Origin of the sequence: Microvirga terricola (assembly GCF_011777495.1) — a bacterium.
In the GTDB taxonomy this organism is placed as follows: domain Bacteria; phylum Pseudomonadota; class Alphaproteobacteria; order Rhizobiales; family Beijerinckiaceae; genus Microvirga; species Microvirga terricola.
Window position 1 is genome coordinate 128,617 of record NZ_JAATJS010000001.1, and the last position, 17,619, is coordinate 146,235.

General features: G+C 63.1%; 16 protein-coding genes. 11 read left to right on the forward strand and 5 right to left on the reverse strand.

Annotation, left to right across the window (positions count from 1 at the left end):
• Nucleotides 1–144 precede the first annotated feature (144 nt).
• Together phbB and yddG are read left to right on the forward strand one after the other, a co-directional pair.
• A complete protein-coding gene (gene phbB, locus HB375_RS00600; RefSeq protein WP_167670974.1) occupies nucleotides 145–870 on the forward strand; it encodes an acetoacetyl-CoA reductase in 726 nt (241 codons plus the stop codon).
• Nucleotides 871–925: 55 nt separating this feature from the next.
• Entirely contained in the window at nucleotides 926–1,798 is an 873-nt protein-coding gene (yddG, locus tag HB375_RS00605; RefSeq protein WP_167670976.1) for an aromatic amino acid exporter YddG, read from the forward strand.
• On the opposite strand, the gene HB375_RS00610 is transcribed toward yddG, so the two are convergent.
• Nucleotides 1,773–2,534, reverse strand: coding sequence for a GNAT family N-acetyltransferase (locus HB375_RS00610; protein WP_167670978.1), 762 nt, complete (start codon nucleotides 2,532–2,534; stop codon nucleotides 1,773–1,775). The two genes, yddG and HB375_RS00610, sit on opposite strands and share 26 nt — an antisense overlap.
• A 31-nt stretch (nucleotides 2,535–2,565) precedes the next feature.
• Nucleotides 2,566–3,333, reverse strand: a complete 768-nt coding sequence (gene gloB / locus HB375_RS00615; protein WP_167670980.1) for a hydroxyacylglutathione hydrolase — start codon at nucleotides 3,331–3,333, stop codon at nucleotides 2,566–2,568.
• Nucleotides 3,334–3,452: 119 nt separating this feature from the next.
• Here gloB and HB375_RS00620 point away from each other — a divergent pair, with 119 nt between their 5' ends.
• From HB375_RS00620 to HB375_RS00645, 6 genes are all read left to right on the forward strand, one after another.
• Nucleotides 3,453–4,202, forward strand: a complete 750-nt coding sequence (locus tag HB375_RS00620) for a methyltransferase domain-containing protein (RefSeq protein WP_167670982.1) — start codon at nucleotides 3,453–3,455, stop codon at nucleotides 4,200–4,202.
• 35 nt (nucleotides 4,203–4,237) lie between these two features.
• Nucleotides 4,238–4,639: a DUF2306 domain-containing protein gene (locus HB375_RS00625; RefSeq protein WP_167670984.1), complete on the forward strand. Its 402-nt coding sequence runs from the start codon at nucleotides 4,238–4,240 to the stop codon at nucleotides 4,637–4,639.
• A 117-nt stretch (nucleotides 4,640–4,756) separates the two neighbouring features.
• A complete protein-coding gene (locus HB375_RS00630; protein ID WP_167670987.1) occupies nucleotides 4,757–5,710 on the forward strand; it encodes an acetyl-CoA carboxylase carboxyltransferase subunit alpha in 954 nt (317 codons plus the stop codon).
• Between the two features lie 71 nt (nucleotides 5,711–5,781).
• Nucleotides 5,782–6,882 (forward strand): D-alanine--D-alanine ligase family protein, encoded by a 1,101-nt coding sequence (locus HB375_RS00635; protein ID WP_167670989.1) that lies wholly within the window; start codon nucleotides 5,782–5,784, stop codon nucleotides 6,880–6,882.
• Nucleotides 6,883–7,026: 144 nt separating this feature from the next.
• Nucleotides 7,027–8,361, forward strand: coding sequence for a L,D-transpeptidase family protein (locus HB375_RS00640; protein ID WP_167670992.1), 1,335 nt, complete (start codon nucleotides 7,027–7,029; stop codon nucleotides 8,359–8,361).
• 372 nt (nucleotides 8,362–8,733) lie between these two features.
• Complete coding sequence (locus HB375_RS00645; protein WP_167670994.1) at nucleotides 8,734–10,656, forward strand: cadherin domain-containing protein; 1,923 nt, start codon at nucleotides 8,734–8,736, stop codon at nucleotides 10,654–10,656.
• A gap of 77 nt (nucleotides 10,657–10,733) precedes the next feature.
• On the opposite strand, the gene HB375_RS00650 is transcribed toward HB375_RS00645, so the two are convergent.
• Nucleotides 10,734–11,198 (reverse strand): GNAT family N-acetyltransferase, encoded by a 465-nt coding sequence (locus HB375_RS00650; RefSeq protein WP_167670996.1) that lies wholly within the window; start codon nucleotides 11,196–11,198, stop codon nucleotides 10,734–10,736.
• Between the two features lie 121 nt (nucleotides 11,199–11,319).
• On the reverse strand, nucleotides 11,320–14,133 hold the full coding sequence (gene secA, locus HB375_RS00655) for a preprotein translocase subunit SecA (protein ID WP_167670998.1): 2,814 nt from the start codon (nucleotides 14,131–14,133) through the stop codon (nucleotides 11,320–11,322).
• A gap of 246 nt (nucleotides 14,134–14,379) precedes the next feature.
• On the opposite strand from secA, the gene HB375_RS00660 reads away from it, so the two are divergent.
• Nucleotides 14,380–15,240 carry a peptidylprolyl isomerase gene (locus tag HB375_RS00660; RefSeq protein WP_167671000.1) on the forward strand — a complete coding sequence of 287 codons (861 nt, stop codon included), beginning with the start codon at nucleotides 14,380–14,382 and terminating at the stop codon, nucleotides 15,238–15,240.
• 188 nt (nucleotides 15,241–15,428) lie between these two features.
• Complete coding sequence (argJ, locus tag HB375_RS00665) at nucleotides 15,429–16,670, forward strand: bifunctional glutamate N-acetyltransferase/amino-acid acetyltransferase ArgJ (RefSeq protein WP_167671002.1); 1,242 nt, start codon at nucleotides 15,429–15,431, stop codon at nucleotides 16,668–16,670.
• 12 nt (nucleotides 16,671–16,682) lie between these two features.
• On the opposite strand, the gene HB375_RS00670 is transcribed toward argJ, so the two are convergent.
• Nucleotides 16,683–17,057 (reverse strand): hypothetical protein, encoded by a 375-nt coding sequence (locus tag HB375_RS00670; protein ID WP_167671005.1) that lies wholly within the window; start codon nucleotides 17,055–17,057, stop codon nucleotides 16,683–16,685.
• Between the two features lie 143 nt (nucleotides 17,058–17,200).
• Between HB375_RS00670 and mutT the strand changes: the two genes are divergently transcribed.
• Complete coding sequence (mutT, locus tag HB375_RS00675; protein WP_167671007.1) at nucleotides 17,201–17,614, forward strand: 8-oxo-dGTP diphosphatase MutT; 414 nt, start codon at nucleotides 17,201–17,203, stop codon at nucleotides 17,612–17,614.
• Nucleotides 17,615–17,619 lie beyond the last annotated feature (5 nt).

Consider the following 17,619-nt stretch of genomic DNA (forward strand, 5'->3'; position numbering starts at 1 on the left):
CCCAAAAGTTGCGGTGCCCCCTTCTAGGACCGTGAGTGTGTCCTAAGCTATGCTTTAAGGCGACCCGGCTCGATCCTGGTCGCCTTAATAGCAAGATGGGTCGGCAGAGACCTGCTTGGGAATGGTCTTGGGAAGGAGACGGACATGGCGCGCGTTGCATTGGTCACGGGCGGCACTCGCGGCATCGGCGCTGCGATTTCGACGGCCCTGAAGCAGGCCGGCTACCACGTCGCCGCGAACTATGGTGGCAACGATGAAGCGGCAAGCGCCTTCAAGACAGAGACCGGCATTCCGGTCTTCAAGTTCGACGTGTCTGACCATGCTGCTTGCGACGCGGGCATCAAGCAAGTCGTGTCCGAACTCGGCCCCATCGACATCCTGGTCAACAACGCCGGCATCACGCGGGACACGATGTTCCACCGCATGACCTTCGACCAATGGTCGGCCGTGATCCGCACCAACCTCGATTCCGTGTTCAACTGCACGCGCCCAGTCATCGACGGCATGCGCGAGCGCGGCTTCGGCCGCGTCATCATCATTTCCTCCATCAACGGCCAGAAGGGTCAGATGGGGCAAGCGAACTATTCCGCCGCGAAGGCCGGTGTCATCGGCTTCGCGAAGGCCCTGGCGCAGGAGAACGCGAACAAGGGCATCACCGTCAACGTCATCGCGCCGGGCTATATTGCCACCGAGATGGTGAAGGCAGTGCCGGAAGACGTCTTGAAATCCAAAATCCTGCCACTGATCCCCGTTGGCCGCCTCGGCGAAGCGGAGGAAATCGCCCGCGGCGTCCTCTTCCTGGCATCGGACGGTGCCGGATTCGTCACGGGCTCCACGCTGACGATGAATGGCGGCCAGTACATGACCTGAAAAAGGTTGTATCGGCGCGTCGCTTCGCGCCGCGAGACATGGTAGTGGCGGCCTCATGACGACACGCACCGCCACTTCCATTGGCTTTTTCGCCGTTCTTTTCTGGTCCCTCCTCGCCGTGCTCACGGCGGCGACCGGCAAGATCCCTCCGTTCCAGCTTGCCGCGATGACCTTCCTCGTCGGCGGCCTGGTCGGCATGACGAGCTGGATCGCACGGCCGCAGGGGTTGAAAGCACTGAGTCAGAAGCCGGTGGTTTGGGCCCTCGGCCTTGGCGGGTTGTTCGGCTACCACGCCCTCTATTTCGCGGCGCTCCGCATGGCCCCGCCAGCGGAGGCTGGACTTCTCAATTATCTGTGGCCGCTGCTGATCGTGCTGTTCTCGTCCCTGTTGCCCGGCGAGCACTTGCGCCGCGCGCATGTGGTCGGAGCGCTGTTGGGATTTGCCGGGGTTGTCGTGCTCATTGCCGGCCGCGGCGCGCTGGACGCGCGGGCCGAGTATGTCCCTGGCTATGTCTGCGCCTTCATCGCGGCCTTCGTTTGGGCAGCTTATTCAGTGCTGTCCCGACGCTTCGGCGAGGTGCCGACCGATGCGGTGGCGGGCTTTTGCCTCATGACATCGCTCTTGAGTCTTCTCTGCCATCTCGCCTTCGAGACGACCGTGTGGCCGGAAACCACAACGCAATGGCTGGCGCTCTTGGCGCTCGGCATCGGCCCGGTGGGCGCCGCCTTCTATGTGTGGGATATCGGCATGAAGCGCGGCGACATCCGGCTTCTCGGAGTCGCATCTTACGCGACGCCGGTTCTGTCGACCCTACTTTTGGTCGTGGCCGGCTATGCCGAGCCCTCCACCACGCTCGCCGTCTCCTGCGGACTGATCGTGCTGGGAGCGCTGGTCGCGACGCTCACGCCGAAGCGGGTGCGGGCATGACGCGGTGCGTGTAGCGGTAGGCTGAACGGAAGCCGAGCGCTCCATAGAGCGAACGCGCGATCTCGTTTTCCTCGCGCACCTGAAGATAGGCGGTGTGCGCTCCCTCGCGCCGCCCCCAATCCATCAGGCTCATCACCACGCGGCGGCCGAGACCGATGCCGCGCAGGTCCGGCGCGACGACAATGTCGTAAAGGCCGACATAACCCCGCTCCACCACGCCGAGCCCCCAAGCCACGGGCTGCTCGTCGAGACGCAAGGTGGCAAAGGCAGCCTTCTGGCGGATGCGCGAGACGATCTCCATGAGCGTTGCATCGTCGGCCTTGTCGCCGCCATAGGATTCAGCCGCCTCCCGCACCCATTGTTTCGAGACATGCGGCTCCAGTTGAACCTCTCGGTCGTCGGAATCGTCGATGCCGTCGAGCGGTGCCGTCAGCACGCAGGTCGGCTCGATTCCCAAAAATCCGCGTCGCTCCAGGAGACCATCGACATCCGGCGTCTCAAGTCCATTAAGGCGGAAGGTCGGGCGCACATTAGCCTCGATGAAATGCGCGATCATGTAATCGAGAAGCGCCTCATCGAGGCTCACGCCGGGCAAAAATGGCGTCGCCGAATTGGCGCGCTTGGAATAGCCCCTTGCCAGTCGCAGAATCCACCCGTCATACGCCTGATAATCGAATGACGGCCAGGCATTGAGAAGGCGGCTTTCAAGGCCGAGGATGAGGCTATGATCGATCATGGCTCGAATACGGATGTCTCGAAGATTGTCGTCAAAACCTGTTCTTCCATTCGCGCAGGGCTTGGAAGACTTCGACAGGTTTTGCGCCTTCCTTATGAACAGCTTTCGCCAGAGCCGCTTCGCCTGCACGTAGGAAGGGATTGGTCGCCTTCTCCGCGCCGATGGTCGTCGGCACCAAGAAGCCGCCTTGCGCTTTCGCGGCTTCGGCCTCCGCGATGCGTACCTTCAGGGCATCGTTGTCAGGATCGGCGGCGAGGGCAAAGCGCCCATTCGAAAGCGTGTAGTCGTGACCGCAGAATACGCGCGCCTCGTCCGGCAACGCGGCCAGCCGCTGAAGCGAGGACCAGAGCTCCGCATAAGTGCCTTCGAGCACGCGCCCGCAGCCGAGGGTGAAGAGCGTGTCGCCCGCAAAAAGATCTCTGTCCGCTGCGAACCAGTAAGACACATGGTCGGCGCAATGGCCGGGCGTTTCCCACACATGAGCCTGCAGGCCGCCCACGAGCACGGTGTCGCCCTCGCGCACCAACGCATCGGCGAGCGGAACATGCTCCCGCGCTTTCCACGGCGCGACGACGCGGCAGCCCGTGCGCTGCTTCAGGGGTTCGATTCCCTGGATGTGATCCGCATGGCGATGCGTAACGAGAATGTCGGAAAGGCTCCAGCCGGTTTCCGCCAGCGCCGCCAGGATCGCCTTATCGTCGGGCGCGTCGATGGCCGCGCAGGCTCCCGTATTGGGATCGTAGACAAGAGCCCCGATATTGTCTTGAAGGCAGCGGAAAACATGAACCTGGGCGGGCATGGAATGAAACCTTGCTTGATGGCTCACCTGCTATCATGGGACAGTCAGGCAATGAAACCAGATCCTGATCGATTCCTGGCACATCTGACCACCCGGATGGTACGCGTCACGGACGAGGCATGAGCATCGACATCACCGATCTGCGCAGCTTCTATGCCAGCCCACTTGGAAACGTCACGCAACGTTTCGTCGGGCGCGCCATCAGCCGCTTCTGGGGACCGTTGACGGGCTTGCGCGTGCTGGGGCTCGGCTACGCGCCGCCTTACATGACGGCGGTGCGAGGAGCCTGCGAGCGGGCGATTGTGTTCATGCCTGCGAGCCAGGGCGTGGTGCATTGGCCGAATACCGGCGCCTCCGCCTCCGCGCTCGTGGACCCGCTCGCACTGCCCCTGCCTGAGGCCTCGATCGACCGCGCCCTCGTCGTCCATGCGCTTGAAACCGTAGAAAGCCCGAGCGAGCTTCTGCATGAGATCTGGCGCGTCCTGACCCCCGGCGGGCGGATCATCATGGTCGCTCCCAACCGACGCGGATTGTGGGCGCGGATGGACACCACGCCCTTCGGCTACGGCCAACCCTATAGCCGCTCGCAGTTGAAGAGCCTGATGCGGCAAACCTGGTTCTCGCCCGAGGGCTGGGCCGAGACCCTCTACATGCCCCCCTTGCGCAGCCGGTTTCTCATTCAGACCGCTCAGGCGTGGGAACAGATCGGCATCAGCTTCTCGCTGCCCTTCGCCGGATTGCACATTGTGGAAGCGACGAAGCAGCTCTATCGCCCGGGCGCAGTTCGTGCCGTGCGGCGCGCCAGCCGCTTCGCCCCGGTCTTCATCCCCGCCCCCGCCTCACGGGTTTCGGCGGAGCCGAAGTCCTGAGCCCTCCCGATCTTCTCACGTTCTCTGGAGTGCCCATGTCCCTGGCCCCTCTGATCGCCGCGCCCCTCCTCATTCAGGTCCACGCGGCTTCGGCCGTCGCCGCGCTGGTGCTCGGCAGCTATCAGATGCTTAGCCCCAAGGGCACGCCATCGCATCGCCGCACCGGATGGATCTGGGCCGCCCTGATGATGACAGTCGCGGTCACGTCTCTCGGAATCCTATCGAACTGGCCCATGATCGGCCCGTTCGGACCGATCCATGCCCTCTCGGCGTTGACGGTTCTGACGCTGCCGGCGGCGGTCATCCACGCCCGCCGAGGACGGATCGCGGGCCATCGCAGGGCCATGATGGGCTTGTTCTTCGGCGGCCTCGTCGTCGCCGGCGTGTTCACCCTGATGCCGGGGCGCTTGATCCATCAGGCCGTTTTCGGGGGGTAAGCGCCCGCCCCGTTCGCTTGGGGCAACTTGACTTGGAGCCCTCAAATCGCCAGTGTCCGCCCGTTCCGGCGGGGGCCGCTCGAGGTCAGCGCCGGTTTTTCATTTTCATAGAGTCTGATGCGCAGCTATCTCGATTTCGAAAAACCCGTCGCCGAGCTGGAAGCCAAGGTTGAAGAGCTTCGGGCGCTTGGAGAGAGCCGGGACGCCGTCTCGATCTCCGATGATATTACCCGGCTCGAAAACAAGGCGTCGGACGCCTTGCGAGACCTTTATGCCAAGCTCACCCCCTGGCAGAAGACCCTGGTCGCGCGCCATCCGCAGCGGCCCCATTTCGTCGATTACTGCGCTACGCTGATCACCGAGTTCACGCCGCTCGCCGGCGACCGCAAGTTTTCCGAGGATGAGGCCATCGTCGGCGGCTTCGGTCGGTTCCGCGGCCAGGCCGTCTGCGTGATGGGCCAGGAAAAGGGCCACAACACCGAAACCCGCATTCGGCATAATTTCGGCATGGCCCGGCCTGAGGGCTACCGCAAGGCCGTGCGCCTGATGGAACTGGCGGACCGCTTCGGCCTGCCGGTCATCTCCTTTGTGGACACGGCGGGCGCCTATCCCGGCATCGAGGCCGAGGAGCGCGGACAGGCGGAAGCCATCGCCCGTTCGACCGAAATGCAGCTGTCGCTGGGCGTGCCGAACGTCTCCGTCATCATCGGTGAAGGCGGCTCGGGCGGGGCTATCGCCATCGCCACCGCGAACAAAGTCCTGATGTTGGAGCACGCGATCTACAGTGTGATCTCGCCGGAAGGCGCGGCCTCGATCCTGTGGCGCGACTCGGCCCGTGCGCAGGACGCGGCCACCAACATGAAGATCACCGCGCAGGACCTGCGCCGCCTCGGCATCATCGACGGCATCGTGACCGAGCCGGTCGGCGGTGCACACCGCGACCCCAAGGCCGCCATGACCGCGACCGGCAACGCCATCGAGGAAGCGCTCCAGGATCTCGGCAATATGGGCCCGTCCGAATTGCGGGACCATCGGGCCGAGAAATTCCTCAATATCGGCCGCAAGCTCTAAAGCGCCGCTCATTTTTAAGAATGCTTCAATCTCTCCGGCCATACTTGGCCAGCGGCCGGAGGGGTGAGACCATGAATCATACGCGAAAAGTTGTCGGGCTGTTGTTCGGCGGACGCTCGGCAGAGCACGACGTTTCCAGAATGTCGGCCGCCAACATTCTCCGCGCCCTCGATCCCGCCCGCTACGAGGTTGTGCCAGTCGGCATTCGCCGCGATGGGTGCTGGTTTTTGGGCAATGCCGCAGCGCCCGACGCCAAATCCCTCGAAATCCCTGCCGACGCCCCGGAAGTGACGCTGCCTCCGGGACGGAGCGGCGAGTTGGTCGCTCTTGGCGGCACCCCACGCGCTCCGCTGCGCCTCGACGTGGTTTTCCCGGTCCTCCACGGGCCGAACGGCGAAGACGGGACGGTCCAAGGGCTTTTGGAGTTGGCCGGCGTTCCTTATGTCGGCTCAGGCGTGATGGGCTCCGCTGCCAGCATGGACAAGGATGTCGCCAAGCGCCTGCTTCGCGATGCCGGCCTCCCCATCGTCCCCTTCCTGACGCTCTCCGACCGCGACCGCGTGGATTACGAAGCCGCGGCCGCCGCGGTTGGCTCGCGTGAGCTTTTCATCAAGCCGGCGAATATGGGCTCCTCGGTCGGCGTTTCGCCTGCCAAAACACCGGCGGAGTTCGCGCGGGCCTGTGAACTCGCCTTCCGCTATGACCGCAAGATCATTGTGGAGCGCAGCGTCGCGGGAGCGCGGGAGATCGAATGCTCGGTGCTGGAGGAAGCCTCGGGAACCTTGCGCGCCTCTCCGCTCGGCGAGATCGTCCCCGCGAGCAGCCACGGCTTCTATAGCTACGATGCAAAGTATGAGGACGCGGCGGGCGCGGATTTGCGCATTCCGGCGACCCTTTCCCCCGAGCAGGCCCGAAATGCTCAGGAGCTTGCAGTCGAGGCCTTTAAGGTTCTCTGCTGCGAGGGCCTAGCCCGCGTCGATTTCTTCATCGACCCGCGCGACCCGAAAAGCCTGTTCGTCAACGAGATCAATACGCTGCCGGGCTTCACCGCCATCAGCATGTATCCCAAGCTCTGGGAGGCCGGCGGATTGCCGCAGCGTGACCTGATGGACGCGCTGATCGGCCACGCTTTGGCCCGGCACCAGCGTAAAACCGCGCTGACGCAGCCTTAAGCGTGGCTTGGGCTTACCCCCTCTTAACCATAACAGAAGAACCCCAACCCTTGCAGTAAGCTTGAGTTAACGCTAACCATCTACTCAGTTCGGGGAACTGTCCCGGCATCTCAGACCGGGCAGATCAAGAATGCGGGGTCCCCCATGATGAAGCGTTTCGCATTGGCCGCGAGCTTGGCCGTCACGCTTGCAGCCTGCCAGGACGACAGCTTCTCGCGCAGTTCCACGCGCCATCTATCTCCCATTCCGCCGGCCACCATGTCGCTCATGGCCGCCAAGGGGATGTCGAAAAACGACCCGATCCTGATCCGCTCCTTCAAGAAGGAGTCGGAGATGGAGGTCTGGAAGAAGAGTGCGGACGGCCGCTACGCCCTGCTGAAAACCTATCCCATCTGCCGCTGGTCCGGCCAACTCGGCCCGAAGGTCCGCGAGGGCGACCGGCAGGCGCCGGAGGGCTTCTACACGGTCTCGCCGGCGCAGATGAACCCGAATTCGTCCTACTACCTGTCGTTCGACACGGGCTTCCCGAACGCCTATGACCGCTCGCTCGGCCGCTCCGGCTCGAACCTGATGGTGCACGGCTCGTGCTCGTCACGCGGCTGCTTCGCCATGACGGACCAGGCCATCGCCGAGATCTACGCCATCGCCCGCGAGGCCCTGGGCAGCGGGCAACGCGGCTTCCAGTTCCAGTCCTATCCGTTCCGGATGACGGCCTATAATCTCGCCGAGCACCGCCTCGACCCCAACATGGCCTTCTGGAAGAACCTGAAGGAAGGCTACGACTATTTCGAGCTGACCCGCGAAGAGCCGCGCGTGTCGGTGACGAACCACCGCTATCAGTTCAATGTCGCCGATGCGGGCGCCGATTCCGCCGTGGCGCAGAAGCAGCACCAGGACGAGCAGGAAGTGGCGGCCCTCGTCGCTCGCGGCGTCCAGCCGATCAAGCTCGTCTATAACGACGGCGATTCGCACGAATCCTTCCGCCAGGCCCTGTCCGGCGCGGTCGGAGCCGACGGCTCCCTCGTGGTCGACAGCCGCATGCGCGACAAGTTCGGCGATGTCAGCCGCCCTGAGGGCCTGTCCTCCGGCCCGCAGCGCATCGCGCTCGACGCCTCCGGCAAGCCGAAGGCGGAAGCGCCCTCGACGACGGTCGCCGCCATGAGCGTTGCCTCTCCGGCTCCGGCTCCTGTTCCCGCGCCCGAGGTCAAAGCCGTCGCGGCGGCCCCCGCGCCGCAGGCTGCCCCGGCCACTACAGGATCGACCTCTTCGGAGACCCCGTTCTACAAGAAGATGTTCAACGGCGTGGGTGACCTCTTCAGCACCGCGCCCGCCTCGGAGCCGACCACCGAGACGGCGCAGGCTCCGGCCCCCATGCCGTCGATGTCGCCGCTGCCACCGCAGCGCAACGCCGCTCCCGCCGCCAAGGCTCCACAACGCCGGGCGGAAGGCAGCTCAACGGTCAAGCTCGCCGCGAACTGATGGCCCACTCATTGTTACAAAAGCCCGCCCCTCGGCGGGCTTTTTCATGAGCATCAGCCCGTAATCCTTGAATCGTTGGTTCCCATGCGCCGTTTGTTTCTCGGCACGACGTGCTGATCGAAGCGCCGCGCGCCTCCCTCCGGCCGCACCATTCCCGCGGTGGGTGCAGCGGTCGTCCTGCACCGCTAGCGGTTACGGATTTCCCCGCCTCGCCTGGCCCGTCAGATCGGGCTCCCCGTTGCGTGCCCTGGAAAGACGGGGACACGGACCTCTCGCGGTCGGACGTCAGATCCCCCTTTTCGCAGAGGCCCTCGTCAGATATTCCGCTACGTAATGTCCCTTTTGAGACACTAGTCCGGAGTAATAGGAACTATGGCCACAGTCGTCGTCGAGCCCTACTCGATCCTCTTCGATTTCTTTAACGAGATGCGCTCGGGATGGTCGATCACGCAGACGGCACCGAACAAGGTGGCAATCCAGACCCAGTTCGTCCGGATCGAGCTCATAGGCTCCACCAACCTCTTCGCGGTCTGGAGCGAGAACACCATCGGAACCGTGACGTTGATCGAGGCCTGGGACGGCGGGACCCCGCTGATGCGGATCTCCAACCTGAGCGTCACTTTCGGCGACATCGTCAAAGCCTTCAACCAGGGAACCGGAGCCCTCAACTTCCTCCTCAACGGCAACGATACCATCAATAGCAGCGAAAGAGACGAAATCATCAACGCGGGGAGTGGCGACGATCTGATCGTGCCAAGCGGCGGCCAAGACTTTGTCGATGGGGGAGAGGGGACGGATACCATCGACTACAGCCAGGCCTGGGGGATATTCAGCGCGAGGATCAGCCTCGTAGGTGTGGACGAGTGGAGCGACGCCCCGAGGGGCGGATCACTGCGTCTCGTCAACATCGAGAACGCTGTCGCAACCGCGGGACACGACACCGTTTACGGCAGTGCAATCGCCAATCGGCTGGAAGGACGCGGCGGCAACGACGTTCTCGACGGCCGGGCCGGCAATGACACCCTGGTCAGTGGCGATGGCAACGATACCATTTTCGGCGGAGACGGGGCCGACTTCATCCAGGGAGACGCGGGCGACGACAGCATCGACGGCGGCAAGGGTTTCGACACCGTCGTCTTCAGCGGCAGCCTTTCGGACTACATTGTCGTTGCCAATGCGCAGGGCTCCGTCACGATCACCGACAAGCGCGGCATCGACGGCACCGACACTCTCACGGGCGTCGAAGCGCTGAAATTCAAGGACGCGATCATTTCCTTCGACGACCTGCGTCCCATCGCCATCGAGAACGTCTCCATCCGCGAGGACAGCAGGCTGAACCTGAAGCTGCCCTCCGACATCGCCAGACTGTCGGGGCTGACGATCGCGCTTGCCGATGGATCAAGCCTGCCGGGCTGGCTTTCCTATGATCCGGGGACGAACACGCTTACAGGCACGCCGCCGCAAGACTGGAACGGCGAACTCACGATCAGGATCGCGGGAACCGGCGATCTTCTCACCAGGTCCGGCGAGTTCAAGATCATCGTCGAGGCGGTCAACGATGCGCCTGTCCTGTTGGGTCTCGGCAACGACAGGGTCGCCGAGAACTCCGCGGCCGGTACTGTGGTCGGCGCCATCAAGGCCACGGATGTGGAGGGGAACGCCATCCGTTACGCCCTGCTCGACGATGCCGGCGGTCGCTTCAAACTATCGGCTGATGGCAAGTCCATCGTCGTCGCGAACGCGAAGCTGGATTATGAGATGGCGACAACTCACCAGATCACGGTTGTCGCGATCGACGCTTTTGGCGCTTCGTCCATCAAGGACATCACAATCCATGTCACCGATGTGGCCGTCGAAATCGTCAAAGGAACATCCGGCAATGACAAGCTGACGGGCGGCACAGGAAAGGACGTTCTCTACGGCGGTCTCGGCAGGGACACGCTGACCGGTAGCGCGGGACAGGATGTGTTCGTGTTCGACACCAAGCCGAACAAGAGCACGAACCTGGACAGGATCGTCGACTTCAAGGTCGTGGATGACTCGATCTGGCTCGACAACAAAGTCTTCACCGCGCTCGGGAAATCAGGCTCCGAAGCCAAGCCCGCGCAGCTGAAGAGCGCCTACTTCGTCAAAGGGCCTCAGGCCAAAGACAAGAACGATTTCGTGATCTATGATGATAAGAAGGGCGTGCTGTACTACGATGCCGACGGCTCGGGCTCCACGTACAAGCCGGTGGAGATTGCCATCCTCTCCAAAAACCTCGCCCTGACCTACATGGACTTCTTCGTCGTCTGAGAAGGTGGAGAGGCGTGCTTGTTGAAGGCCGTGCGCCCCGATCACCACTCCCATGTTACTGGGCTTGGGCCGGCAGTTCAGACGAAGCGCTGATGGTAGACGACGAAACCGGAATTCTGCGCCACCTTGTCGTAGAGCTGCCGCGCAGTGTGGTTCGTCTCGTGCGTCTGCCAATAGACCCGCAGGGATCCAGCACGCTGGGCCCGCTCGTAGACCTCGCGAATAAGAGCCCGGCCTACACCCTTTCCGCGCGCCGCCTCGCTGGTGAACAGATCCTGCAGGTAGCAATTGGGGCCGAGGGCCGTCGTGCTGCGGTGGAAAATGTAGTGTGCCAAGCCAAGCAGGCGTCTGTCGCTCTCAGCGACGATGGCGTGCACCGGTTCATAACCGTCAAAAAAGCGGGCCCAGGTCATCCGTGTGATATCCGGGGAAAGAGCAGTCGGGCCCGAGCGCCCGTAGAACGCATTGTAGCCATCCCAGAGGGGAAGCCATTGCTCGAAATCCTGGGGAGCGACAGAGCGGATAGTGAGAGCGTTTGACATAAACGATCCTGAAATCGACCAAAGGGTTTTTGGCGGGGCCAGCGGAACCCCAAGCGACAGCATTTGATGGCCAAGAAAAAACCCAGCACAGAGCTGGGTTTTTAGCATCGTTTCGCGGGCTTTAAGCCACGAACTGGCCGTGGCAGTGCTTGAACTTCTTGCCTGATCCGCAGGGGCAGGGCTCGTTGCGGCCGACCCGGCCCCAGGATGAGGGGTTGTTCGGGTCGCGGGCCTCGATCGGCGCGCTTGCCGCCGACGCGGCGGTGAAGCCGAGGGCGGGGCCGGCGCCGAGGCCGCCGCCTTGCGGCATGTCGAGCTCGTTCTCACCCGTCGCCGGGTCGAGGTGCTGCGCGAACATGGGCGGCAGGCTGGCGGGCTCGGGCTGCTGGAACACCACCTGGATGCGCATGAGCTGGCCCGTCACCTGCTCGCGCAGATGGCCGACAAGGTTGTTGAACAGCTCGAAGGCTTCCGACTTGTATTCGTTCAGCGGGTCACGCTGCGCGTAACCGCGCCAGCCGATGACCTGACGCAGATGGTCGAGGGTCACAAGATGCTCGCGCCAGAGATGGTCGAGGCTCTGGAGCAGGACCTGCTTCTCCACATAGGTCATGACCTCGGCCGAATTGGCCTCCACGCGCTGCGCGTAGGATTCGTCCGCGGCCTTCACGATGCGCTCGCGGATCTCGTCGTCGGCGATGCCTTCTTCCTTCACCCATTCCTCGATCGGCAGATCGAGGTTGAGGAAGTTCGCGACATTGGCCTTGAGGCCTTCTGCATCCCACTGCTCGGCATAGGCATGCTCGGGGATCGCGCGGGCGACAACGTCCTCGACGACGCCATGGCGCATGTCGTCGATGGTTTCGCGCACGCTCTCTTCCGCCATGAACTCCTTGCGCTGTTCGAACACGACCTTGCGCTGGTCGTTCATGACGTTGTCGTATTTGAGAATGTTCTTGCGGATGTCGAAGTTGCGCGCCTCGACCTTCGCCTGCGCACGCTCGATGGCCTTGTTGATCCACGGATGGATGATCGCCTCGTCTTCCTTCAGGCCGAGCTTGGAGAGCATGCCGTCCATGCGGTCGGAACCGAAGATGCGCATCAGGTCGTCCTGAAGCGACAGGTAGAATTTCGACCGACCCGGATCGCCTTGACGACCGGAACGGCCGCGCAGCTGGTTGTCGATGCGACGGGATTCATGGCGCTCGGTGCCGAGCACATAGAGACCGCCGCCGTTGAGCGCGCGCTCTTTGAACGTCGCGATCTCGGCCAGGATTTCCTTTTCTTTCGCGGCGCGCTCATCACCCTCGAGGCCGGCGAGTTCGCGCTCGATACGCATCTTGGCATTGCCGCCGAGCTGAATGTCGGTGCCGCGGCCGGCCATGTTGGTGGCAATCGTGATCGCGCCCGGCACACCGGCCTGGGCGACGATGAAGGCCTCTTGCTCGTGGAAGCGCGCGTTCAGCACGGCGAAGTGCTTGGTGCCCTTGCCCTCGCGCGCCGCCTTGTAGAGCGGCTCCAGCGCCTGCGGGTTTTCGAAATCGATGAGAGTGAACCCGTCCTTCACGAGAAGCTCGGCCAGATGCTCCGACTTCTCGATGGACGTGGTGCCAACGAGGATCGGCTGGCCGCGACCGGACGCGGCCTCAATCTCGCGGATGATGCCTTTGTACTTCTCGTCCGCCGTCCGATAGACCTCATCGTCTTCGTCGATGCGGGCGACCGGGCGGTTCGTCGGAATCTCGAGCACTTCGAGATTGTAGATTTCCAGGAACTCGTCGGCTTCGGTGGCCGCCGTGCCGGTCATGCCGCCGAGCTTGTTGTAAAGCCGGAAATAGTTCTGGAAGGTGATGGAGGCGAGCGTCTGGTTCTCGGGCTGAACCTGCACGCGTTCCTTCGCTTCGAGTGCTTGGTGCAGGCCTTCCGAATAGCGGCGGCCCGGCATCATGCGGCCGGTGAACTCGTCGATGATGACCACTTCGCCGTTGCGGACGATGTAGTCCTTGTCGCGCTGGAACAGTGTGTGAGCGCGCAAAGCCTGGTTCATGTGGTGAACAAGCGTGGCGTTCTGCGCGTCGTAGAGATCGCCCTCTTTCAGCAAGCCCGCATTGCGCAACAGGTCCTCGATCTTCTCGTTGCCCGCTTCCGTCAGCGAGACGGCACGCTGCTTCTCATCGAGGTCGTAGTCGGACTTGTCGAGGCGCGGGATGACGAGGTCGACGGCGTTGTAGAGGTCGGAACGGTCGTCGAGCGGGCCGGAGATGATAAGCGGCGTGCGCGCCTCGTCGACGAGGATCGAGTCGACCTCGTCCACGATGGCGAAGTTGTGGCCGCGCTGGACCATCTGCGCCATCTCGTACTTCATGTTATCGCGCAGATAATCGAAGCCGTATTCGTTGTTCGTGCCGTAGGTGATGTCGGCATTGTAGGCGGCGGCGCGCTCGGCATCGTCGAGGCCATGGACGATCACGCCGACGGTCAGGCCGAGGAAGCGGTAGATCTGGCCCATCCATTCGGAGTCGCGCTTGGCCAGGTAGTCGTTGACCGTGACCACGTGGACGCCCTTGCCCGAGAGCGCGTTGAGATAGACCGGCAGGGTCGCAACCAGGGTCTTGCCTTCGCCGGTGCGCATTTCCGAGATCGCCCCCTCATGGAGCACCATGCCGCCGATGAGCTGCACGTCGAAATGACGCTGGCCGAGGGTGCGCTTGGCGGCCTCGCGAACCGTGGCAAAGGCCGGGACCAGGATGTCGTCCAGGCTCTTGCCGGCGGCGACCTGGGCCTTGAACTCCTCCGTCCGGGCCCGGAGCTGGTCGTCCGAAAGGGCCTCGAGTTCCGCCTCCATCGCGTTGATGGCCGCCACTTTCGGCCGGTAGGACTTCAGCCGGCGATCATTAACCGAGCCAAAGATTTTCTTCGCGAGAGAACCGAACATCGGGAGCCTTCAGAATTCCAGGATTTCAGAGTAACGGGCGATTGGGGCAGGCTTATAGACTTAATTATCGAGGAACGCACCTTAAAGACTGTGCCCCAGTGGCGCAGGGCGAATTCCACAAGCGAGGCCGCCCGGGACCTGCTCGACGAGATGCTGTGACATAATTATGCCACGGCTTGCAAACGCAAACGGACTAGGCCATCGATCCCCATTGTCGTGGGCGGTCAGCTCACTAGAGGATTTTCCATGTCATTGTCATCTCAGCTTCGCCAGAGCGTCCTCGCCCTCGCGGTCGCCCTGCCCTTCGCCGCCGGCGCCGCCCTGGCCCAGACGGCCGCCCCCGCCAGCCCCGACAAGGTGGTCGCCCGCGTCAACGGGACGGCCATTACGGAAGGGGATCTCGCGATCGCCGCCGCCGACCCGGCCCTGCAACTGCCGAACATTCCTGAAGCCCAGAAGCGCGACATGCTGATCGGGTATCTCATCGACCTCAAGCTCGGCGCCAAGGCCGCTGAAACTGCTAAGGTCGGCGACAGCGCCGATTTCGCCCGCAAGCTGGCCTATAACCGCGACAAGACTCTGCTGGACCAGTACCTGGACCAGGAGGCGAAGAAAGCCGTGACGCCTGACGCCGCCAAGAAGCTCTACGACGAAACCGCCAAGAATGTGCCTACCGAGGAGGAAGTGCGCGCCCGCCACATCCTCGTCGAAAACGAAGATGAGGCCAAGAAGGCGGCCGCCCGCGTGAAGGGCGGCGAGGACTTCGCCAAGGTTGCCGGCGAACTCTCGAAGGACCCCGGCTCCAAGACCGACGGCGGCGATCTCGGCTTCTTCACCAAGGACCGCATGGTCGAGCCCTTCGCCGAAGCCGCGTTCAAGCTGCAGCCCGGCCAGATCTCCGACCCGGTGAAGTCCCAGTTCGGCTGGCACGTCATCAAGGTCGAGGAACGCCGCAGTAAGCCCGTGCCGACCTTCGATGAGATGAAGGAGCAAATCGACACCTATCTCGAGCGCAAGGCCCAGCAGGACCTGATCGTCGGCCTGCGCAAGGACGCCAAGATCGAGCGCCTCGACGACAAGGGCAACCTGGTCGAGCAGAAGAAATAGGTTTTTTCGCTTACGCTATCGCGGGATGAAGCGGATCGACAAAGGCGGGCTCCGGCCCGCCTTTCTTTTTGCGCCGTTCCGGCCGTGAAGTCGACTGCTTTGGAACGAAGCTCGGGCTTGACAAAAAGCGTTAATAGCCCGCACGTCGCGGATCTTAACGGCATTCCGCCTTTCCTTGAGTTCAACCGATGTCCAAGACCGTCTCTCCGCTCGCGCCCAAATCCTACCCGACGCTCCCCGCCATCGAGGGCGTCAGGATCGCGACCGCAGAGGCGGGGATCCGATATAAGAACCGCACGGACGTCCTTTATGTTGCCCTTGCGAAGGACACGGCGGTGGCCGGCGTGTTCACCCGCTCGAAGTGCCCGTCCGCGCCGGTCGACTGGTGCCGCAAAAATCTGGCAAAGGGTGTGGCGCGCGCGCTCGTGGTGAATTCCGGCAACGCCAACGCGTTCACCGGCAAGACGGGCGCGGAAGCGGTGAAGATGACTGCCGACATCGCCGCCGATGCTGCGGGATGCCGCGCGTCGCAGGTCTTCGTCGCCTCCACTGGCGTCATCGGCGAGCCGCTCGATGCTGCGAAGTTCAACGGTGTGCTGCAGGCTTGCGAGAAGAAGGCGAAGCCCCTCGCTTGGGTCGACGCCGCGAAAGCCATCATGACCACCGACACGTTTCCGAAAGTCGCGACCCGCACCGCGACCATCGGCGGCGTCGAGGTCACCATCAACGGCATCGCCAAGGGCGCGGGCATGATCGCGCCCGACATGGCTACGATGCTCTCCTTCATCTTCACCGACGCGCCCATCGCAGCACCCGTGTTGCAGGCGCTCATCAAGAAGGGCGCGGACAAGAGCTTCAATTGCGTGACGGTGGACAGCGACACCTCCACTTCTGACACGCTGCTGTTCTTCGCAACCGGCGCCGCCGCGAAGCGCGGCGCGCCCGCGATCTCGCTGCCGAGCGACCGCCGCCTGAAAAATTTCCGGCAAGCCTTGGAAGACCTCTTGATCGATCTCGCGCAGCAGGTGGCGCGTGATGGCGAAGGCGCGCGCAAGTTCGTGACCGTGAAGGTGACGGGCGCAACCGGCGTGACGTCCGCCAAGCACATCGCGATGGCCATTGCCAATTCGCCGCTGGTGAAGACCGCCGTTGCGGGCGAGGACGCCAATTGGGGTCGCGTGGTGATGGCGGTCGGTAAGGCCGGCGAACCGGCCGAGCGCGACAAGCTCGCCATCTGGTTCGGCGATATCCGCGTCGCCGTGAAGGGCGCGCGCGACGCGACCTATGACGAGAAGAAGACCTCTGCCTACATGAAGGGCGACGAGATCACCATCCGCGTCGATCTCGGCCTTGGCCGCGGTGAGGCCACGGCATGGACTTGCGATCTGACCAAGGCCTATGTGGAGATCAACGGCGATTACCGGAGTTGAATAGCGCCGTCGTCAGGGGACGACGGTCACCTTCATCTTCGTCGTGACGCGCATCGGGCCGCCGTACTGATCCGTCCCGTTGATCGCGTAGGCAAACTCGTCCGCGCCCTGATAACCGGGCTTGGCGACGTAGAAAGGCGTAAGGCCTTGCACGCCTGCCCTGCCCACCTTCGGCTTCTGCACGATCACCGCTTCGTTGATCCCGCCTTGAATGCCGTTGAGCCCGAAGCCGCACCCCTTACCGGCTTTGACCGTCATCTCCCCTTCGACCGTCGCGACGTGGGAGTTGAAGTTCATCGGTGCGACGATGCAGTCACCCGGATCCGCAAAAGCTGGCGCACTTTGCCAAACGAGAGCGCAGAAGGCCGCCGCAAAAACTTTCTTCATATCGAACCTGACAAGATTTTGATCACAACTTAGGTTTGTGTTCCGAAGTAACGTTTGTCAAGTTGGCCGAATTGAGTTCGCCGCAATCTCAAAACAGGCTAAGAGAGCCTTTCCCAACGATAAGTCACCGGACCCGATCAGCCTTGCCTCCCCTCAAGCTCACCCTCGTCGTCGCCGTCGCCCTGATCGACGCGGATAATCGCATTCTCCTGGCCCAGCGGCCGGAAGGGAAGCAGCTTGCGGGCCTGTGGGAGTTTCCCGGCGGGAAGGTCGAGCCGGGCGAGCGGCCGGAAGAGACGCTGATCCGCGAATTGCGCGAAGAACTCGGCATTGAGGTGAAGGAGCCCTGCCTCGCGCCGCTTACCTTCGCCAGCTACGCCTATGAACACTTCCATCTTCTCATGCCGCTTTACGTCTGCCGCCGCTGGGAAGGCTTCGTGCAGTCGCTCGAAGGGCAGGCGTTGAAATGGGTGAAGCCGCAGGATCTGCGCAGCTATCCCATGCCGCCCGCGGACGAGCCCCTGATCCCGTTCCTCATCGATCTCGTGGCGGCGTAACGCCC

Coding starts and splice junctions, on each gene's coding strand:
- phbB (WP_167670974.1), top strand. CDS start 145: ATGGCGCGCGTTGCATTGGTCACGGGCGGCACTCGCGGCATCGGCGCT.
- yddG (WP_167670976.1), top strand. CDS start 926: ATGACGACACGCACCGCCACTTCCATTGGCTTTTTCGCCGTTCTTTTC.
- HB375_RS00610 (WP_167670978.1), bottom strand. CDS start 2,534: ATGATCGATCATAGCCTCATCCTCGGCCTTGAAAGCCGCCTTCTCAAT.
- gloB (WP_167670980.1), bottom strand. CDS start 3,333: ATGCCCGCCCAGGTTCATGTTTTCCGCTGCCTTCAAGACAATATCGGG.
- HB375_RS00620 (WP_167670982.1), top strand. CDS start 3,453: ATGAGCATCGACATCACCGATCTGCGCAGCTTCTATGCCAGCCCACTT.
- HB375_RS00625 (WP_167670984.1), top strand. CDS start 4,238: ATGTCCCTGGCCCCTCTGATCGCCGCGCCCCTCCTCATTCAGGTCCAC.
- HB375_RS00630 (WP_167670987.1), top strand. CDS start 4,757: ATGCGCAGCTATCTCGATTTCGAAAAACCCGTCGCCGAGCTGGAAGCC.
- HB375_RS00635 (WP_167670989.1), top strand. CDS start 5,782: ATGAATCATACGCGAAAAGTTGTCGGGCTGTTGTTCGGCGGACGCTCG.
- HB375_RS00640 (WP_167670992.1), top strand. CDS start 7,027: ATGATGAAGCGTTTCGCATTGGCCGCGAGCTTGGCCGTCACGCTTGCA.
- HB375_RS00645 (WP_167670994.1), top strand. CDS start 8,734: ATGGCCACAGTCGTCGTCGAGCCCTACTCGATCCTCTTCGATTTCTTT.
- HB375_RS00650 (WP_167670996.1), bottom strand. CDS start 11,198: ATGTCAAACGCTCTCACTATCCGCTCTGTCGCTCCCCAGGATTTCGAG.
- secA (WP_167670998.1), bottom strand. CDS start 14,133: ATGTTCGGTTCTCTCGCGAAGAAAATCTTTGGCTCGGTTAATGATCGC.
- HB375_RS00660 (WP_167671000.1), top strand. CDS start 14,380: ATGTCATTGTCATCTCAGCTTCGCCAGAGCGTCCTCGCCCTCGCGGTC.
- argJ (WP_167671002.1), top strand. CDS start 15,429: ATGTCCAAGACCGTCTCTCCGCTCGCGCCCAAATCCTACCCGACGCTC.
- HB375_RS00670 (WP_167671005.1), bottom strand. CDS start 17,057: ATGAAGAAAGTTTTTGCGGCGGCCTTCTGCGCTCTCGTTTGGCAAAGT.